Origin of the sequence: Ruegeria lacuscaerulensis (assembly GCF_013031245.1) — a bacterium.
Taxonomy (GTDB): domain Bacteria; phylum Pseudomonadota; class Alphaproteobacteria; order Rhodobacterales; family Rhodobacteraceae; genus Ruegeria; species Ruegeria lacuscaerulensis_C.
Genome location: NZ_WPZL01000002.1, coordinates 20,086 through 38,959 on the forward strand (window position 1 = coordinate 20,086; position 18,874 = coordinate 38,959).

General features: G+C 56.6%; 19 protein-coding genes. 11 read left to right on the forward strand and 8 right to left on the reverse strand.

Annotation, left to right across the window (positions count from 1 at the left end):
- Positions 1–67 precede the first annotated feature (67 nt).
- From GOX66_RS02675 to rpsF, 6 genes are all read right to left on the reverse strand, one after another.
- Positions 68–925 (reverse strand): acyl-homoserine-lactone synthase, encoded by an 858-nt coding sequence (locus tag GOX66_RS02675; protein WP_170759354.1) that lies wholly within the window; start codon positions 923–925, stop codon positions 68–70.
- 97 nt (positions 926–1,022) lie between these two features.
- On the reverse strand, positions 1,023–1,724 hold the full coding sequence (locus tag GOX66_RS02680; RefSeq protein WP_170759356.1) for an autoinducer binding domain-containing protein: 702 nt from the start codon (positions 1,722–1,724) through the stop codon (positions 1,023–1,025).
- A gap of 211 nt (positions 1,725–1,935) precedes the next feature.
- A complete protein-coding gene (locus GOX66_RS02685) occupies positions 1,936–2,412 on the reverse strand; it encodes a transglycosylase SLT domain-containing protein (RefSeq protein ID WP_170759358.1) in 477 nt (158 codons plus the stop codon).
- 154 nt (positions 2,413–2,566) lie between these two features.
- The gene (gene rplI / locus GOX66_RS02690) at positions 2,567–3,187 is read right to left on the reverse strand and encodes a 50S ribosomal protein L9 (protein WP_170759360.1); all 621 of its coding nucleotides are present in this window, start codon (positions 3,185–3,187) and stop codon (positions 2,567–2,569) included.
- Positions 3,188–3,199: 12 nt separating this feature from the next.
- Complete coding sequence (gene rpsR, locus GOX66_RS02695) at positions 3,200–3,427, reverse strand: 30S ribosomal protein S18 (RefSeq protein WP_005608650.1); 228 nt, start codon at positions 3,425–3,427, stop codon at positions 3,200–3,202.
- 27 nt (positions 3,428–3,454) lie between these two features.
- Entirely contained in the window at positions 3,455–3,808 is a 354-nt protein-coding gene (gene rpsF, locus GOX66_RS02700) for a 30S ribosomal protein S6 (protein WP_039529890.1), read from the reverse strand.
- Between the two features lie 284 nt (positions 3,809–4,092).
- On the opposite strand from rpsF, the gene GOX66_RS02705 reads away from it, so the two are divergent.
- Both GOX66_RS02705 and GOX66_RS02710 read left to right on the forward strand, forming a co-directional pair.
- Positions 4,093–4,611 (forward strand): hypothetical protein, encoded by a 519-nt coding sequence (locus GOX66_RS02705; RefSeq protein ID WP_170759362.1) that lies wholly within the window; start codon positions 4,093–4,095, stop codon positions 4,609–4,611.
- A 126-nt stretch (positions 4,612–4,737) separates the two neighbouring features.
- Positions 4,738–5,322 (forward strand): YceI family protein, encoded by a 585-nt coding sequence (locus tag GOX66_RS02710; RefSeq protein WP_170759364.1) that lies wholly within the window; start codon positions 4,738–4,740, stop codon positions 5,320–5,322.
- Between the two features lie 58 nt (positions 5,323–5,380).
- Here GOX66_RS02710 and GOX66_RS02715 read toward each other — a convergent pair whose 3' ends face one another.
- Positions 5,381–6,607 carry a cytochrome b/b6 domain-containing protein gene (locus GOX66_RS02715; protein ID WP_170759365.1) on the reverse strand — a complete coding sequence of 409 codons (1,227 nt, stop codon included), beginning with the start codon at positions 6,605–6,607 and terminating at the stop codon, positions 5,381–5,383.
- A gap of 170 nt (positions 6,608–6,777) precedes the next feature.
- Here GOX66_RS02715 and fabD point away from each other — a divergent pair, with 170 nt between their 5' ends.
- The 7 genes from fabD (at position 6,778) to mltG (ending at position 13,114) form a co-directional block, all read left to right on the forward strand.
- Positions 6,778–7,716: an ACP S-malonyltransferase gene (gene fabD, locus GOX66_RS02720; RefSeq protein WP_170759367.1), complete on the forward strand. Its 939-nt coding sequence runs from the start codon at positions 6,778–6,780 to the stop codon at positions 7,714–7,716.
- A 42-nt stretch (positions 7,717–7,758) separates the two neighbouring features.
- Positions 7,759–8,496 carry a 3-oxoacyl-[acyl-carrier-protein] reductase gene (gene fabG, locus GOX66_RS02725; RefSeq protein WP_170759370.1) on the forward strand — a complete coding sequence of 246 codons (738 nt, stop codon included), beginning with the start codon at positions 7,759–7,761 and terminating at the stop codon, positions 8,494–8,496.
- Positions 8,497–8,705: 209 nt separating this feature from the next.
- On the forward strand, positions 8,706–8,939 hold the full coding sequence (locus GOX66_RS02730) for an acyl carrier protein (RefSeq protein WP_005982462.1): 234 nt from the start codon (positions 8,706–8,708) through the stop codon (positions 8,937–8,939).
- 141 nt (positions 8,940–9,080) lie between these two features.
- Positions 9,081–9,620 carry a GNAT family N-acetyltransferase gene (locus GOX66_RS02735; protein WP_170759372.1) on the forward strand — a complete coding sequence of 180 codons (540 nt, stop codon included), beginning with the start codon at positions 9,081–9,083 and terminating at the stop codon, positions 9,618–9,620.
- A 121-nt stretch (positions 9,621–9,741) separates the two neighbouring features.
- Positions 9,742–10,485, forward strand: a complete 744-nt coding sequence (locus tag GOX66_RS02740) for a 1-(5-phosphoribosyl)-5-[(5-phosphoribosylamino)methylideneamino]imidazole-4-carboxamide isomerase (protein WP_170759374.1) — start codon at positions 9,742–9,744, stop codon at positions 10,483–10,485.
- Positions 10,486–10,687: 202 nt separating this feature from the next.
- Complete coding sequence (fabF, locus tag GOX66_RS02745; RefSeq protein ID WP_170759376.1) at positions 10,688–11,953, forward strand: beta-ketoacyl-ACP synthase II; 1,266 nt, start codon at positions 10,688–10,690, stop codon at positions 11,951–11,953.
- Positions 11,954–13,114, forward strand: a complete 1,161-nt coding sequence (mltG, locus tag GOX66_RS02750) for an endolytic transglycosylase MltG (protein ID WP_170759378.1) — start codon at positions 11,954–11,956, stop codon at positions 13,112–13,114.
- Positions 13,115–13,156: 42 nt separating this feature from the next.
- On the opposite strand, the gene GOX66_RS02755 is transcribed toward mltG, so the two are convergent.
- A complete protein-coding gene (locus tag GOX66_RS02755; protein ID WP_170759380.1) occupies positions 13,157–14,419 on the reverse strand; it encodes a DEAD/DEAH box helicase in 1,263 nt (420 codons plus the stop codon).
- Positions 14,420–14,869: 450 nt separating this feature from the next.
- On the opposite strand from GOX66_RS02755, the gene GOX66_RS02760 reads away from it, so the two are divergent.
- Positions 14,870–15,910 (forward strand): linear amide C-N hydrolase, encoded by a 1,041-nt coding sequence (locus GOX66_RS02760; RefSeq protein ID WP_170759383.1) that lies wholly within the window; start codon positions 14,870–14,872, stop codon positions 15,908–15,910.
- A 451-nt stretch (positions 15,911–16,361) separates the two neighbouring features.
- Positions 16,362–18,869 carry a baseplate megatron protein TIM-barrel domain-containing protein gene (locus GOX66_RS25555; RefSeq protein ID WP_237212469.1) on the forward strand — a complete coding sequence of 836 codons (2,508 nt, stop codon included), beginning with the start codon at positions 16,362–16,364 and terminating at the stop codon, positions 18,867–18,869.
- Positions 18,870–18,874 lie beyond the last annotated feature (5 nt).

Sequence of the window (18,874 nt, forward strand, 5' to 3'; positions counted from 1 at the left end):
AAAAACGGAGCCGTCTGGAATTAGACGGCTCCGTGTGGGTGGCTTTTGGCTCTACGAGGTGAGGGGGTCAGGCCTCATGAGCAAAAGCACGGGGGGTACTTAACAGAGCTGTCTTCTGCTCTGGGGTAAACCTGTCCGAAAGCTCTTCGATCAACTTAAAGACTGCATCGATTTCGTCTTTCGAAGTTGCCGAATTCATCTGTTCGACAAAGTACTTTTCCAGCTGGCTCAGCGGCTGGTGGTCGAAGTTCGCCACGCTGGGTTTCGCCTCGGCCTTCGCACCTGCGAAAAGATCCAGCGCCTGTTCGTCGGTCAGAAAGACATCGTGTGCGATCCCCGCATAGTCCCGGATACCCGAGATGCGTTCGTCCGAGCAGTCCATAAGGGCTGCCATAGCGACCACTTTACCCATCGGTTTAGCGGTGCCGAGGTAATCGTATGGCGCGTTCCCTGAGCGCTGCAAAACACGGTTCATCACCGGGTCGATCACGGCGATCGAGTCCAGAACGCCAGCCATTTTGGCGTATTCGAAAGAGCCGATCATGACTTCGCTGGTGACATAAGATACCGAGTTTTCACCACGTCCACGGCCAAGCTTTCTGGTGTCCACGCAAAACCGGGTCGCTTCCCACACTTGCGAACTGCGAATAGGTGCTTCACCATCCAGAATGGTGTGAAAGACGTCCGACAGCATGTGCGGCCCTGTGGTCTGCAGCAGTCTCATGCACCCAACGACGTCCCCCTCGTCGTTGATGCTGACAACATGTGCAGGATGCAGGTCGTCGAAATGATCGCGCTCTCGCCCATCCTTGATGTGAACGTCCCAACCCAGGCGATCACCGAAGACGCGCGCCCGCAGTTTGTACATTTCGTCCAGGACATCTTTAAACTTATGCTGGTTGATACCATCAATTACGATGATCATATCCATCCCCCTACAGTCTGGTTACCGTAAGGATGAGGTTAACCAAGTTATTGTCCGAGACTATTGGGGGTATCCCGTAGAATTGAAGATTTTTTTATTAACCAGGGGCAATTAGGCCTAGTCCAATAGCCCGTCCTATGGCCTGTGGCGTGGTTAACGCGCCGAGTTTTTCGCGGCCCGATCGCATGTGAACTTCGACAGTCCGGTGCGAAATAGACAGGATGTCACCAATGTCCTGCTGGGATTTTCCCTCGGCCACCCATTGCAAGATCTCTTTCTCTCGTGTGGAAAGCGCCGGAAGGTACAGCGCCTTGGCAAGCACGCCGGATTGCATGACAGTGTCATGAGCCTGCACTGCAGCCATCTGCAAGTCTCCCATGACGTGTCTTTTTAGCTTCTCCCATTCATCATCCGAGCAGTTCCGCGTCACACTCAGCAGCCCGCACTCGCCAAAGGGGCCGCGGACAGGGACGGTTAAGCCACGAGAAGTAATGCCAAAATCATGGGCATCGCGGAATACCGCGTTGAACTTTTCATCGTGGTTGAAGCGCCCCCAGTCGACAGGGGCGATGCTTAGCACTGATTGATAGATTGTAGGATCGAAATGGTGATAGCCATGGCTACCGTAGTGAATTTTCCATTCATCCGGGTAATTGGCGTAGCCCTGAACGTCACCTTTCACGGGGTTCATAGTGGCGTAGGACGCATAGTCGAAGCCGAGTTCCTCGCAGACAGAGTTTATGATGTCGGCGGTTGACTTCTCCTCATGGTCCAGCGCGGCCAAGTCTATAAGTTTCACCTGTCCAAACCCTTGTGCGGCTGCTCTTTCCCCAAAAACAGCCCTATCTGTCCGTTTATTGCATACGTTGCGTCAATTTTGCCCTTTTGTGCAACCCATTTGTGCAGAACACACAGACATATTGCGTGGTTGCAGCAACAGAACTGTCCAATTGCGTATCAGAAGTACACTATGTAGGCAAAAGTACGCCGATCTGAGTGGTTTCCATTCCTTAGTTCGGTTGCAAGCCCGTCTCGACCAGCATGCCGCGGGCTTTGGCCTCGGGGTAGTATCCCTTTGCATAGAGAAAGATCGCACGTTGCTGGTCTCCATCTGACAACAACCATGCGCCGCGCAAGTACTTACCTGCGAACTCGAGGTTTGTGTCCGCGTCCAGCAATCCCTTGGCATTGCCGGTGTAACCCATGGACCGGGCGGTTGCGGGCAGAATCTGCAAAAGGCCGTAATAGGGGCGGTTTACGGCCCAGGGGCGATGGGTGCTTTCTCGCACGGCCAGCTTGTGCACTAGCTCGCGTGGGACTTCATAATGATCTGCCCAATGGTTGATCGACGCGCGCAGCTCTGGTGTCTCATTAGGATAAAGAGGGGGGCTGAACGTGTCCTTTGTCGGTGTGTCCGGCCCGCCGCATGCGGCAAAGGGGGCTACCAACAACATGGCCAGAACGCTGCGACGCAAAAGAGATGTCATCTGTGTACTCCGAATTCCAGGCCGCGATGATAAGTAACGGTGGCCTGGCCGCAAGCGTAGGTTAAAAATCTGGCTGAATTTTGCCCGTTTGGCGTGTGCATGAAAAAAGGCCGCACTTTTCGTACGGCCTTTCCCAAAACTCAACTCAGCCAAATCAGGCTTTGGCTTCGTCTTCCTCAGCCGGAGCTTCTTCGGCAACCAGCTCTTCGTCTTCCGACGCGGCAGAACCGATATCGTCGAACAGTTCGGCGATTTCGAACTCTGCAGCTGCTTCTTCTTCGGCAGCCAGTTCCTGGATCGACTTGCCCGAGGCCTGCAGTTCGGCTTCTTCTTGCGAACGGGCAACATTCATCTTGATTTCAACTTCGACCTCAGGGTGCAGTTTGACTGCAAGCGAGTGCAGGCCCAGTTCCTTGATCGGAGCGATCAGGGCAATCTGTTTCTTGTCGACGGTGAAACCAGCCTCGGTTGCGGCGTCTGCGGCGTCACGCGGAGTGACAGAACCGTACAGAGCGCCGGCATCCGATGCCGAGCGAATCACGATGAACTGCTGACCGTCCAGCTTTTCAGCCAGCGCCTCAGCTTCTTTCTTGGTTTCCAGGTTGCGCGCCTCAAGCTGCGCTTTCTGGGCTTCGAACGACGCGATGTTGGCGTCCGATGCGCTCAGTGCTTTGCCCTGGGGCAGCAGGAAGTTGCGGGCGTAGCCGGACTTGACGTCAACGACGTCGCCCATCTGACCCAGTTTCGCAACGCGTTCCAGAAGGATAACTTGCATGTCAGTCTCTCCTTACTTCACGGCGTAGGGCAGCAGGGCGAGGAAGCGGGCGCGCTTGATAGCACGAGCCAGTTCACGCTGCTTTTTCGCCGAAACGGCGGTGATGCGCGAAGGTACGATCTTGCCGCGCTCTGAGATGTAGCGCTGCAGCAGACGAGTGTCTTTATAGTCGATTTTCGGCGCGTTCTCACCCGAGAACGGGCAGACCTTGCGGCGGCGGAAAAATGGTTTTGCGGCCATGGTTTATGTCCTTTCGTCAGGCGTTGATCAACGGCGCTCGCGGCGGCCTTCGCGCTCGTCGCGCTTCTGCATCTGGACCGAGGGGCCCTCGGCATGCTCGTCGACCTTGATGGTCAGAACACGCATGACGTCCTCATGCAGGCGCATCAGGCGTTCCATTTCCTGAACAGCGCCAGCGGGGGCGTCGGTCTTCAGGAAGGAATAGTGGCCTTTGCGGTTCTTGTTGATCTTGTAGGCCATCGTCTTGACGCCCCAGTACTCGCTGTCGACGACGTTGCCGCCGTTGTCCGCCAGTACGGTGCCGAAATGTTCGACGAGGCTTTCTGCCTGCGCGTTGGACAGGTCCTGACGCGCGATCATTACATGCTCATACAGTGGCATGTGCACTCCTGTTTCTATCAAGGCGCATTTCATAGGCGGGGCCAGATCGTCCTTCGCGACCCTGCCACGAGAGGCTGCGCGATTCATGTGATTTGCGAAGGATGGCCCCATATACACGTTTGTGCGCCAAGGGCAAGGCCTGCCACAGGTGCCATTGTGAAGTCGTGCTATTTCCATTGCACCGCCCAATTCCTGACGCTTTTCGGCTCAAAGTTGTTTTGCATACCGGGAAATATCCGGACGGACAAAGCCCAGGACGGCAACCTGAAAACAGGGTGATAGAAATGACCGCGATTAACACGAATACACTCGAACAGTCGGCCACCAGCGCGAATTACGAGAAATCCGTACCAGTTCTGATCACTTTCGCGCCGAACTGGAAAGTGCGGATGGTTCTGGCCCGGGTCGTTGGTGCCTTTCTGATCATCATGGCTTTTTCGATGTGGCTGGTTTCGGGTTCCGCAATGGCCACCGAGGTATGGCCGATTAAACTTGCCGCATCCCTGATGTTCCTTATGGTTGGCGTCAGCCTGCTGACGATCCAGATTCTGGACGCCCGCCCTGATGCTTACTTCGATCCGATCCGTCGGGAAGTCCGGGTCCTTCAAAAGAACGAAAGCGGACGTCCGCAGACGGTTCTTCGTCGCAGCTATGACACATTGGGTGGTGCCCGCTTTGCTGACGACCAGGTCGAACTCTTTGATGTGGATGGCAGTCTGCTGATGAAGTTGCCGCTGCAATCGGCGGATGTCAGCCAAGCACTCAAGGGGCAACTGAGTGGAAACGTAACAATCTTCGCCTGATTTTTATTCTGTTCATTTAAGAACAGAAATTGTGAGTGAATAAGACTTGTGTGCTGCCCTTGGGCAGCACATTTACATTTTCGAGCAACCCATTCGGTTTGCATACACAAATTTGCGGAGTTTAACATGAAATCCACTCTTCTTGCTGCTGCACTGGCCGTTTCGGCGACTTCGGCATTTGCGAGCGCCGAGAAATACATTCTGGACCCCAGCCACAGCCAGGTCGTCTTCACTTACAACCACCTGGGCTATTCGACTACAACTGGCATGTTCTCGGGCTTTGAGGGCGAGATCATGTTTGACCAGGAAAATCCTGCCGCATCCAGCGTGACAGTATCGATGCCGGTCGTCGAGATGATCACCGGTTGGAAGCCACGCGAAGATCACTTTATGACCGAGGACTTCTTCGGTGTTACCGAAGGTGATCTGGTGACTTTTACATCGACGGCTATCGAAGTGACTGGCGAGAACACCGCCAACATCACTGGCGACCTGACCATGAACGGTGTGACCAAATCCGTCGTCCTGGACGCAAAATTGAACCAGGTTGGCGAGCACCCGATGGCGAACAAGCCATGGGCCGGGTTCGACGCGACCACCACGCTGATCCGCAGCGAATTCGACCTGGGTCAGTTCGCACCCTTTGTCAGCGATGAGGTCGAAATTCGGATTTCGGTTGAGGCGCAGAAGGCTGAAGGCGCAGGCGGCTGAGTAAGTCAGGCCCGAACACTTGCAAAGAAACCGCCGGGGTTAGTCCCCGGCGGTTTTTTTATTCCCCGCGTTTCGCGGTCAGATCCACCGAAACGGTGATCGCAAAGGCCAGCGAGTCTTCGACGGGCATGGATTTTCCGACATCAAAGTCCAGCCGGTTCAGCTGCAATTCGCCGGACATGGTGGCGGTGTTGTCCTGAATGTCGAGTTCAAATGGTAGCACAACGTCCACGGATTTGTCGCGGATCGTCAGCGGGCCGCGTGCCTCATATCCTGTGTCCGTCTTGTAAATGTCAGCCTTGAACAAAGCCATTGGGAATTGCGCACTGTCAAAGAAGTCGGTGCCCATGGCCTGCTCGGTAACCGTTCCCAGGCTCAGCGATGTGATGGCAATAGTGACATCCACCGATCCCGCGAGCCCAGGCTCAGTCGGATCTTCAAAGGCAATTGCGGCGGTCCAGTCGGCAAATCTCCCGGTTACCGGACTGCCCATTTGGGTGATGCTGATGGACAACGTGCCCTCCTGCACCTGCCAGTCTGACTGCACTTCGGTCAGCTCCGCGGTATCCGTGCCGGCTGCGGAATGATCAGCAAAAACACCGATGTACCAGCCTCCGACCAGAACTGCGCCCCAAACGGCTAACGCGGCGGCTGCAGGTGCGGGGGAATGGTTCTGTTCAGGCGGTTCTGGTGCATCCGACTGGCCGGGCAGCATCCGGCGCAGGGTGCTGTCTTTGTCCACCACGTGGTGCTTGAGCGCTCCGGCGATGTGCAGCACCAGCGACCCGGCAAGAGTCCATATGAACAGCCAGTGCAGGCCTGAAGCAACCTCGGAAATATGGGCGGATTTCGGAATAAAGGGCAGGTTTTGCCCAAAGGGCCACAGGATTGGGGCGAACCCTTCGGATGCTGCATGGTGAACCCAGCCTGTGAGCGGAACGAGAACAAGCGAGCTGTAGAGCATCCAGTGAACCGTCTCGGCGGCAAATGCCTCAGGTTTATTGTCTGCGTTCAACAGCCCGGGTTTGGATTGCGTTGCCGCCCAAAGGATTCGGGCCAGGGCAACAAAGAAAATTGTGACGCCGACGGTTTTGTGCAGTGAAAACAACCGCGCTGCGCGGATGATGTCATCTTCGGTAGTTGCGATGGAAGGATCGTAAATGGCGTGAGCCAGATCATTGGCAATCCAGCCCACTGGCAAGGCCGTAAAAATCAACAGGGCCGTCAGCCAGTGGAAAGTCTTGGTCACACTGCCATAGCTGGAAAAGGAATTGGTTGGGGACATCAAACGCTCCGGGATGGGGTGGTTGTGGTCAACCTAAGGCCATGGGAACAAGACTCAATAGCGCGATATGCACAGTAAAGGTGCCAGAGTGCAGACCTCAGGCAATGCTTGTGCCGCGCTGCTACAAGGTTTACACCCCGCCGCAACCTAACGTCATCCAAGAGGTTGCAATGACACGCGCATTCGTTTTCCCGGGGCAGGGTGCCCAAACCATCGGAATGGGCAAGGCTTTGGCCGAGGCTTACCCGGCTGCTCAGGCTGTTTTCGACGAGGTCGACGAAGCGCTGGGTGAAAAGCTAAGCAGCCTGATCTGGGAGGGTGACATCGCGGATCTCACGCTGACGCAGAATGCACAGCCGGCGTTGATGACGACCTCAATGGCGGCGATGCGCGCGCTGGAGGCCGAAGGCGTTTCCGTAACGGACGCGGCGTTTGTTGCCGGGCATTCATTAGGAGAATATTCTGCGCTGGCTGCGGCGGGGGCTCTGTCAGTTGCCGATACGGCTCGCCTGCTGCGCACGCGCGGGCAGGCTATGCAAAGCGCCGTGCCAGTCGGCGAAGGTGCAATGGCCGCCATTCTGGGGTTGGACCTTGAAGCTGTCCGAGCTGTTGCCGAACAAGCTGCGCAGGGTGAAGTATGTCAGGCCGCAAATGACAACGATCCCACGCAGGTCGTGGTTTCGGGTTCGAAGGCCGCAGTTGAGCGCGCTGCAGAAATTGCCAAGGAAAAGGGTGCTAAACGCGCAGTGATGCTGCCGGTAAGTGCTCCGTTCCATTGCGCTTTGATGCAGCCTGCCGCCGACGTGATGGCAGACGCCCTGGCCGCAGTCGAAATCAAAGCACCTGTTGTTCCGCTTGTGGCTAATGTGCGCGCCGAAGCGGTCAGTGACCCCGATTTGATCCGCCAGTTGCTGGTCGAGCAGGTCACAGGTTCGGTGCGCTGGCGTGAAAGCGTGCAGTACATGGCAGCACAGGGTGTTACCGAGACGTGGGAGATTGGGGCTGGTAAAGCTCTGTCCGGGATGATCCGGAAAATTGACCGCGCGATTGCTGGTAAAGCTGTTGGTACGCCTGATGACGTGCAGAATGTGGTTCAGGCCGAATCGTAAGAATAACGTGCGTGGAAAATGACGTACCAAGAGGGAAACCGAATGTTTGATTTGACAGGTAAGAATGCACTGATCACCGGGGCGTCCGGCGGCATTGGCGGTGAGATCGCGCGCGTGTTGCACGGGGCCGGGGCGACTGTTGCGCTGTCCGGTACTCGTGTTGAACCGCTGCAGGCGCTGGCTGCCGAACTGGGTGATCGCGCCCATGTCCTGCCCTGCAACCTGAGCGACGCCGAGGCTGTAGGAGCGTTGCCGAAACAGGCGGCCGAGGCAATGGGTTCGGTCGATATCCTGGTCAACAACGCAGGGATCACACGTGACAACATCTTCATGCGGATGTCCGATGATGAATGGCAGAGCGTCATTGACGTGAACATGACCTCGACGGCCAGACTGTGCAAAGGCGTGTTGCGTGGCATGATGAAGGCGCGCTGGGGGCGGATCATCAATATTTCGTCCGTCGTCGGGGCCACCGGCAATCCCGGTCAGGCCAACTATGCCGCGTCCAAGGCAGGTATGGTCGGTATGACCAAATCGCTGGCTTATGAGGTGGCAAGCCGTGGGATCACCGCCAATGCCGTCGCGCCGGGCTTCATCACTACGGCCATGACCGACAAACTGACCGACGATCAAAAATCCGGCATTCTGGGTCAGGTTCCAGCCGGACGTATGGGCGCCCCGTCGGAAATTGCAGCGGCAGTGTTGTATCTTGCTAGCCCCGAAGCCGGATATGTTACCGGAACCACCTTGCATGTGAACGGCGGGATGGCCATGTTGTGAACGCGGACCGGGGCGGGCGCGAAAGCGTTTGCCTCGCGCGTTGTCTGTGCTATAGGCGGCGCATAAAAGCAGGGGTCGACCGATTGGTCGGCCTTCTACGTTCCCGGTTACCCGGGACCCAAACCGCCCGCATCGGGCAAAACAAAGCCAGCCTGAGCGGGCAAGGGCAGAACCGGGCACTATGCCCTGAAATGGAATGAGGAATAGACATGAGCGACGTCGCAGATCGCGTTAAAAAGATCGTTGTTGAGCACCTGGGTGTTGAAGAAGATAAAGTGACCGAAAACGCGTCCTTCATCGACGATCTGGGTGCAGACAGCCTGGACACCGTCGAGCTGGTTATGGCCTTCGAAGAAGAGTTCGGCATCGAAATCCCTGATGACGCAGCCGAAACCATCCAGACCTTTGGCGACGCCGTCAAATTCATCTCCGAAGCTTCCTGATAGCTTCGAAATCGCTAAAAACGGCGCTTCCGGGCAACGGAGGCGCCGTTTTTTATTGCCTGCTCGGAATTCAGGCTTGCAACGTGCAGTTTTCGTTCGCACGCTTTTACCAGAGGCACAAAAAAACTGAGCGGGCAGGGCATGATAAGATCCACCCCGATGATAAACACGGCACGGTTGACGCTCTGCGCCATGCGGCCAGAGGATTTCAACCGATTCGCCGAGATTTGGCGCAATCCCTGCATCGTGCGCCATATCGGCGGTAAGCCAAGATCACGGGGAGAGGCCTGGGACTCATTCCTGCGCAATGCCGGTCACTGGCAAATGGCCGGGTTCGGTCAGTGGGCCGTAGTCCAACAGTCGAATCGGCAGATGATCGGTCAGGCCGGATTTTTCTATGGTAACCGCGCCATTGGTGAAGATTTCGACAGTTTTCCTGAGGCCGGGTGGGTATTAGTGCCCGAGGCGCAGGGGCAGGGGCTTGGGCACGAAGCTGCCCAAGCTGCACATGACTGGTTTGACCGTATTATGCCCGGTCCATTGGTTGCTATGGTAAATTCTGCAAACGGTGTCTCGCAGAAACTGGCGGAGAAGTTGGGTTACGTTCCAATGCGCGAATGTGACTACAAAGACACCCCTGTTGTGTTGATGCGCCGGAACGGTCCGCCTGCCCGCAACTAAAATCAAGACTCGCTGCGATGCCGCAAAATGCGCAGTCGATGCCGATCTTTGGTGTGCGCAATAGAACTCGAGCAGTATGATGTCCTAGAATCCCGGAACGTTTTAGCGGAGGATATGGCTCATGAGGATTTACCCAACGATGGAGTTGCAGAACGGCCGGTGTGTCACGTTGGACAAAGGTCGACTGGAAAATGCCATGATCTGGCATGTGGACCCTGTTGAAACGGCGCGTAGCTGGTCCGCGGCAGGCGCTGAATGGATGCACCTGACCGACTTTGACGCGATTGAAGGGCGCGACACGAACGTTGAATTGGTGGAAGAGATCATCAGGTCGGCGGAACTGCCGGTACAGCTGGCGGGCGGGATGCGTTCGCGCGAGCGTATCGAGCATTGGATTGACAAGGGCGCAGGGCGCATTGTCATTGGGACACTGGCCGCACTGGACCCACATTTGGTTAAGGAATTGGCCAAGCTATACCCTGATCAGATCGTTCTCGCCGTGGATGTATGGCAGGGGTACGTAATGACCGAAGGTTGGCGTACTCAAAGTGCGTTTACCCCGGAAGCATTCATAGAAGCCTTCCACGATACACCATTTGCAGCAATCGTGGTGACAGATATCGATAGCGAAATGGAAGATGTCGAGGCACAGTTGGGTCTGATTTCGGGCGTAGCAGAAAAATCCCGCACGCCCGTGATCGCAAGCGGTGTCGTCCGTACCACGGATGATATTTCCCGTCTGGCTTACATTTCGAATATTTCGGGCGCGATTGTAAGCCGTGCGCTGTTCCGGAAGACGCTGACACTTGAGGATGTCCTTGAAGTCGCAAAAACTGCCCACGAGCCGGTGGCTCAGTTTCAGTAGGTCGCTTAGAGTAAATGGAACCCGCCTGTTGCTCTTTCGGGTAGCAGGCGGTTTTTGTTCCCGAGCCCCAGTGAGTGGGCTACCAGAATTTATGCCCCTTTGGCGGGATGATGCCGGAAGGGATAATACCGTTGCTCTTGCCCCCGGACCCCGGGCCGGGGTATGAGCGGTTCTCAAACAGGAAGCAGGCAAGAGGCATTTCATGCGCAGAGTCGTTGTAACCGGTCTGGGATTGGTCACTCCTTTGGCCAGTGGGGTCGAGGAAACCTGGTCACGGCTGCTGGACGGAGAATCCGGAGCAGGTCCGATCACGCAGTTCGATGCTGAAGCAAGTGGGGTCACCACGACCTATGCCTGCGAAGTGCCGCGTGGTGACGGGACCAAGGGCACCTTCAACCCCGACGATTGGCTGCCGCCAAAAGAGCAGCGTAAGATCGAAGATTTTATCCTGTATTCCATCGCAGCTGCCGAGATGGCCTGCAAGGATGCGGACTGGCTGCCCGAAGATGAAGAAGACCGTCTGCGCACAGGTGTTCTGATTGGTTCGGGCATTGGTGGCCTGGGCTCTATCGCGGAAACCGCGAACCTGATCCGCGACAAGGGCCCGCGCCGCGTATCGCCCTTCTTTATTCCTGGAGCTCTGATCAACCTGGCGTCAGGTCAGGTTTCGATCCGTCACGGGTTCAAGGGGCCGAACCATTCTGTTGTGACGGCCTGTTCGACCGGCGCGCACGCCATTGGTGACGCCAGCCGCATCATCCGTGCAGGTGACGCAGACGTCATGGTCGCGGGCGGTGGCGAGGGCTGCATCTGTGAAATCGGCATTGCGGGTTTCAATGCATGCAAGGCGCTGTCCACCAAATACGCCGACAATCCGAAGGCAGCCAGCCGTCCTTATGATGTTGACCGCGACGGCTTTGTCATGGGTGAGGGCGCAGGCATCGTTGTTCTGGAAGACTACGAACACGCCAAGGCGCGTGGCGCGAAAATTTATGCCGAAGTTCTGGGCTATGGCATGTCCGGCGACGCCTATCACATCACCGCGCCGTCTGAAGATGGCGATGGTGCGGAACGTTCAATGAAAGCTGCGCTGCGCAGCGCCGGGCTTGAGCCGACGGATCTGGATTACATCAACGCTCATGGCACTTCGACTATGGCGGATACGATTGAGCTGGGTGCGGTGGAACGCTTGCTGGGTGATCACGCCAGCAAGGCAACCATGACCTCGACCAAATCGGCCACCGGTCACCTTCTGGGTGCGGCTGGCGCGATCGAGGCGATCTTCTCGATCCTGGCAATCCGGGATCAGGTTGCTCCGCCGACGATCAACCTGGACAACCCGGCGGTCGAAACCCCGATTGACCTGGCGCCGAACGCAAAGCGTGAGCGCGAGATCAACGTGGCGCTGTCGAACTCGTTCGGATTTGGCGGCACCAATGCAAGTGTGATCTTCGGAAAGGTCAGTTAAATGTGGCGGGCTCTGGCATCGAACGCGCTGACCATTCTGGTGGTCGGCCTGTTCCTGATTGGCGGTCTGATCCTTTGGGGCCAGTCGCAATACAAGGCCGAGGGCCCGCTGGAAACCGCCATGTGCCTGCAGGTGAAAAGCGGTTCCAACATGACGAAAGTCAGCCGCGAGTTGGAAGATCAGGGAGCTATCAATAGCGCGATGATCTTTCGGATGGCGGCGGACTACACAGATAAAGCTCAACAGTTGAAAGCGGGCAGCTTTCTGGTTCGCGAAGGCGCGTCGATGGAACAGATCATCGACGAGATTACCAGCAGCGGCGCTAGCACATGCGGTTCCGAGATCGAATATCGCATTGGCGTAACCCGAATCCAGACGCGCGTGCGCGAACTGGATCCGGCCACGCTGGAGTTCATTGAGATTGCAAACTTCGACGCCGGTGAAGAGGAGGTTCCCGCCGCTTATTCCCAAAAGCGTCAGGATGCCGATACACGTTACCGTGTCTCAGTCGCCGAGGGCGTGACGTCCTGGCAAGTGGTTGAGGCGTTGAAAGGGATCGACGCGCTGACCGGCGATGTGACCGAAATTCCAGCCGAAGGCATGCTTGCCCCGGACAGCTATGAATTGACGCCAGGAGATGACCGATCTGCCATTTTGCAAGATATGCAGGATAAACAGCGGCTACGGATCAATGCCGTTTGGGAAAACCGACAGGACGACCTGCCGATCAGCAGCCCGGAAGAAATGCTGATCCTGGCTTCGATCATCGAAAAGGAAACCGGCGTTCCGCATGAGCGCGGCCAAGTTGCCAGTGTGTTCACAAACCGGCTGGAACAGGGGATGAAGTTGCAAACAGACCCAACTGTGATCTACGGCGTCACCGAGGGTAAAGGCGTGTTGGGGCGTGGCTTGCGCCGGAGCGAGCTGCGTCGGGCAACCCGTTGGAACACTTACGTGATTGATGGTCTGCCGCCGACACCGATTGCCAACCCCGGATTGGCAAGCCTTGAGGCCGCTGTAGCTCCGGATGACACGAGTTTTGTGTTCTTTGTTGCAGACGGAACGGGCGGTCACGCGTTTGCGGAAACTCTGCAAGAGCACAACCGCAACGTCGCCAAGTGGCGCGAGATTGAGGCCGAGCGGCAAAGCTCGGGCAACTAATAAAAAAGGGCCGCGTAAGAAACACGGCCCTTTTTTTGTCACTTATGCAGCGGGTCGCCTGCGTGGGCGACGACGCTTGGACGACGTAGGTTTTGAGGTCGTGTTCGCAGCTTGTGCCTTAAGTCCCCGTCCTCGGAATCCTCCGCGTTTTTGTGGTTTCTTCGGTTCGCCAACTTCGGGCATCGTGCCGCTTGCAACCGGGATTTCGACTTTCATTAACTTTTGGATTTGGCGGAGCTGGTCCAACTCGTCCGGTGCGCAGAACGCTATCGCTTCGCCTTCACGTCCAGCGCGGGCCGTTCGGCCGATGCGGTGGACATAATTGTCGGGGACCTCGGGCAGGTCGTAGTTGATTACGTAGGCAACTCCCGGAATATCAATACCGCGCGCGGCCACGTCTGTGGCAACAAGCACGTTGATTTCCCCGGCCCGAAATGCCTTGATTGCGCGGTCGCGCTGACCCTGGCTTTTGTTTCCGTGAATGGAGGCTGCGTTATAGCCATCAGCGACAAGGCCTTTCATCAGTTTCTCTGCGCCGTGTTTCGTGCGGGCAAAGACCAATGTCAGGGCGTCCATATCTGCGGATAGAATTTCGCGCAGTTTCCTTGGTTTTTCAGGTTTGCTGACGAAATGAACGGACTGTGTGATCTTGTCCGCTGCTTTGCCCGGAGGAGAGACCTGCACTCGCTGCGGGTTGGTCAGGTACGCTTTGCTGAGCTCCTCCATCTGTTTTGGCATTGTGGCCGAAAACAGCATGGTTTGGCGTGGAGTGCCCAGTTGAGGCGCGATTTTGCGCAGGGCGTGGATAAATCCCATATCCAGCATCTGATCCGCCTCATCCAGCACCAGATGCCGAACAGAACTCAGATCAACGGCACCACGCTCCATAAGATCGATCAGACGTCCGGGCGTGGCGACCAGAATGTCCGTACCGCGCGACAGGAACGAGATTTGTTTGCCGATGGATTGACCGCCTACAACTGTTGCCACACGCAGTTTCGTTTTTTGTGTCAGGTTGCGCAGGCTTTCCGCGATCTGGTTTACCAGCTCTCGGGTCGGAGCCAGGATCAGGGCCTTGGCCGTTTTGGGGGCGGGTTTACCCGGCTGCGCCAAAAGGTGGTCGATCAGCGGCAGGCCGAAGGCCAGCGTCTTGCCTGTACCGGTTTGTGCCAGACCTAGAATGTCATGGCCTTGCAGGGCCAGCGGGATCGCCTGGTTCTGGATGGGGGTGGGTTGAGTAAAGTTAGCGCCTTGCAGCGCGTCATTCAGGGCTGGGGCAAGGCCCAGCATGTCGAAGTCGAACAAATATCATTCCTTTGTAATCCGTGATGACTGAGCAGCCACGGACAAGTACGACGGGCCACGCAATCGCGCGACCGGCAGGGGTTTTGCGAAGCCTCGGGAAAACACAGGCGAGTCCTGCGGTGTCCGGCCGTCGCATCAAGAACCCTGCGTGAAGGGGAACTGGAGAAAAATGGGGCGCTGTAGGGCCGAATTATTGGCCATGGATGCTCACGCGTCAGCGCTGTCTTGCTGGGCACATGACGGTTCAATGGAGGATTGTCAAGGTTTGGTTCGAAGGAGAGGGCCCACTATAGCTGAATCGCTCCGGAAGGAGATTTGTCGCATGGCGGGATCTCCTCGATTGCGTAAGTTTGAAATTGGAAACTACTTTGGCCATTTTGTATCCGTCAGAGAGCCAACTATCAGTGCATCTGAATTTCCACAGGCAAATTCTTATAAGGAGTTCCAGAAATGACCGTAAAGTTACTTGTCGCCTCCGCTTTGTCAGTGACCCTTGCCGCGTCTTCAGCCTTTGCGTGCTCTCGGATTCTATATGAGACGGCAGATGGTTCCTACATAACAGGGCGGACGTTAGATTGGTTCGAGGACACCGCGACAGACCTTTGGGCCTTTCCGCGTGGTATGGAACGAGATGGCGGCGCCGGAGAAAACTCGATCCAATGGACTTCCAAATATGGCTCGGTCGTTGCGACCATCTATGATGGGGCAACGGTCGATGGAATGAATGATGCAGGGTTGGTTGGTAATGCGCTCTATCTAGCCGAAGCCAATTACGGCACCGAGTCTGCAGGGGATAAGCCACTCCTTTCTGTTGGCGGCTGGCTGCAGTACTTCTTGGACAACTTCGAAACGGTTGAAGAAGCCGTCGCGGCCATGGAACAAGACCCGTTCGTGATTGTGGCCCCGATGCTGCCAAGCGGACATGAGGCAGGCGGTCATGTGGCGCTATCTGACGCATCTGGCGACAGTGCTATATTCGAATATCTAGACGGTGAGTTGGTTATCCATCATGGCAGGGAATTTACGGTCATGACAAACTCGCCGACGTTTGATGAACAGCTCGCTATCACGACATATTGGGGTGAAGTCAACGGCCTCTCATTCCTGCCGGGAACGCATCGATCTTCGGACAGGTTTGCGCGGTTGAGTTGGAACCTGAACGCCGTACCTTCGTTCGAAGACAAGAATGATGCAACGGCGGCGGTTTTCTCACTTGTGCGATCAATTTCCGTACCATTCGGTGTAACTGATCCGGAGCGTCCAAACATTGCGTCAACAACCTGGCGTACGATCGCCGACCATGAATTGGGTCGTTACTACTATGAGAGCGTGTTCAGCCCAACGCTGTTTTGGGTGGATATCGAAAATCTGGATCTCTCCGAAGGGGCATCAACTCTGAAGCTGGAACTTGGAGAAAAGCCAATCCTTGCAGGCGAGATTTCCGCAGACTTTGAACCTTCGGAGCCATTTCGTTTTCTTGGTGATACGTAAGTACTCATCAAGGGGCTCAATTGTTGACGACTGCCTGCAGCATGTTCCTATCAAAAAAGGTCTCTTAACTATCGGGGTGCGTTACCCGTTGCGCCGCTGTTGCACAAAACATTGACTTTAAGCCCGGTTTCCCGTATAAGTTGTGTCATGCTAGAAGAAGTGGGCAACGGCCCCGGGGCAACCCGGTGGCCGTTTTTCGTTTCTCTCGTGCGGAAAAACTCTCGCATGAGGTCACAGGCAAACATGACTTTGATTACCCCGGAAGAGCGGATGTCCCAGACGGCGGAACTTTTGCAGTCGCTTGAGACGTCCATTCGCGGTTTGCGCCAGGCAGCGGAAGAACTGCGCAGGCAAATCGGAACCGGGGAGGATGCAGATCTTGCTGGTTCAGCCAGGCAACTCGGGCAGCTAGAGGGGCTGATCCGAAGTTGTCAGAAAGTGGAGACAAGCTTTGTCGAACAACATCACAGACAAGCCGGAATTGCCCAAGGGGGATATGCGCTCGACCTTGAGCGCGCTCGATTTGAAATCGGGTGCAGGCTGGCTCGCCTCCGCAGATGCTGAGGTTCGAGAGAGATTTCTGAGTGAGATCGGGGAGGGAGGGCTGTGCGCCCTCCCTTTCCTGTTCGAATTCTGGGCGCTGCCACATCAGTTGCCGCCCGAGGGCGACTGGCGGTCTTGGGTGATCATGGGCGGTCGCGGGGCTGGCAAGACGCGAGCCGGAGCCGAATGGGTGCGGTCGATGGTCGAAGGTTCTTTGCCACTGGATAAGGGCGAGGCGTGTCGTGTTTCGCTGGTCGGTGAGACATTCGATCAGGTGCGCGATGTAATGGTTTTTGGCGATAGCGGGATTTTGCGTTGCTCGCCGCCAGATCGTCGGCCTGTTTGGAAGGCATCGGAACGGAAATTGATCTGGCCCAACGGGGCCGAGGCGCAGGCGTTTTCGGCGCATGATCCCGAGGGTCTAAGGGGGCCACAGTTCGATGCAGCCTGGGTGGATGAACTTGGTTGTGCAGCCATAGACAAGGGCACCAATCAGCCTAACAAGTTTCTTGATCCCAAATCCTCGGAGTCCGGCCTGCCGCGTTATTCCAACGGGCAGCGTGACGATTATGTTCAGGTGCAATACCTGAAAGCGATGTTGGGGTATTGGTCCAATCCCAAAATAAATCCGGTTTCGGATGTCTATGGCGGCCGGATGGTCGACATGAAAAATGCCTATGTCTGGGCATGGGACGCGCGCCCGTATCCCACCTTTCCAAACCTGCGCAGCCAATGGAGTGATGGTTCGAACTACGCCCGTGGCCATTGGCTGAACGGACGGTCCGGGTCGCGGACGCTGTCGTCAGTTGTCACCGAGATTTGCTATGGCGCAGGGGTAACCGATATCGACGTGTCGCAACTTTACGGCGTCGTTCGGGGGTATGCGATTCAAGACGTCACGAGCGCACGCGCGGCCCTGCAACCCCTTATGCTGCGCTATGGTTTCGATGCCATCGAGCGTGAGGGTGTTCTGCAGTTTCAGATGCGCGAAGGTCGAAGTGCGATCGAGTTGAATACAGATAGCCTGGCCCAAAGTCCTGACATTGAAGGGCGCGTCGAATACCGTAGAGAAGCCGAGGCCGAGATGACGGGACGTGTGCGTTTGCGCTTTGTGCAATCGGACGCTGACCACGATGTCGTCTCGGAGAAAGCCGTACTGCCTGACACGCGAACGCATTCGGTGTCTGTGAACGAGATACCGTTGTCGATGACGCGTGCCGAGGGCCGCCAGACCACCGAACGTTGGTTGAGCGAGGCAAGGGTCTCGAGGGAAACCGCCCGTTTTGGTCTGCCGCTGTCGATGCTGCAAGTGGGTGCAGGTGATGTCGTCAGTTTTTCCGGGGACCGCCAGGGCGCGCGGTATCGCATCGACCGGCTGGAACAAGCCGAAATGCAGATTGCGGACGCGGTTCGGATCGAGCCGGGCGTTTATGTGCCCTCCGACTTGCCGGATGATGATGTCACGGCCAGACCCTTTGTTGCGCCCGTTCCGGTGTTGCCGGTGTTCATGGACTTGCCGTTGATCACTGGTTCGGAACCGCCGCACGCGCCTTATCTGGCAACGACGGCAAACCCCTGGCCCGGAAATGTTGCTGTGTATTCCGCTGCACGGGACGAAGGCTATGCGTTACAGGAAGTGATCTCGGGTCAGGCTGTCATCGGGTTCACCGAAACGCCGCTAATGCGGGCGAGTGCGGGTATTTGGGACAAGGGGAAACCACTGTGGGTCAATCTGGTCGACGGATTGCTGGAATCGCGCCCGCGAGACGCACTGTTAAACGGCGCCAATCTGGCGGCCATCGGTGATGGAACACCCGGCAACTGGGAGGTCTTCCAGTTCGCGGATGCCACCTTACAGAAAACGGGTATTTACACCTTGTCCGGGCGATTGCGCGGCCAATTGGGAACGGATGCGAACATGCCCGATGCTTGGCCCGTAGGATCCATGTTCATCTTGCTGGATCAAAGGGTTTACCAGACAGGTCTCTCGCGGGCTGAGCGGCGTGTGGCCAAACATTATCGTATCGGTCCCGCAACGCGCGGTTTTGACGATCCGTCCTTCGTCCATCAGGTTCAGGCCTTCGAAGGCATCGGCCTGCGCCCCTACGCACCGGTGCATTTGAAGGCAACCACGCTGGCCAACGGCGAACGGTTTACATGGGTACGCCGCACTCGGGTGGACGGTGACGATTGGGGTGGATTGGACGTTCCGCTTGGAGAGGAGAGCGAGTCCTACCTTGTTCAAATTCACTCCAGCGGCACATTGTTGCACGAACATCTCGTAACCGAACCAAGCTGGACCTATTCAGAGGCGATGAAAACGGCGGATGGGGTAAGCGGTCCTTACACGGTGCAGGTGGCGCAAGTTTCAGCCATTTTCGGGCCCGGTTTGCCCGCCCGGCTGACAGTCGGATAAGCAAG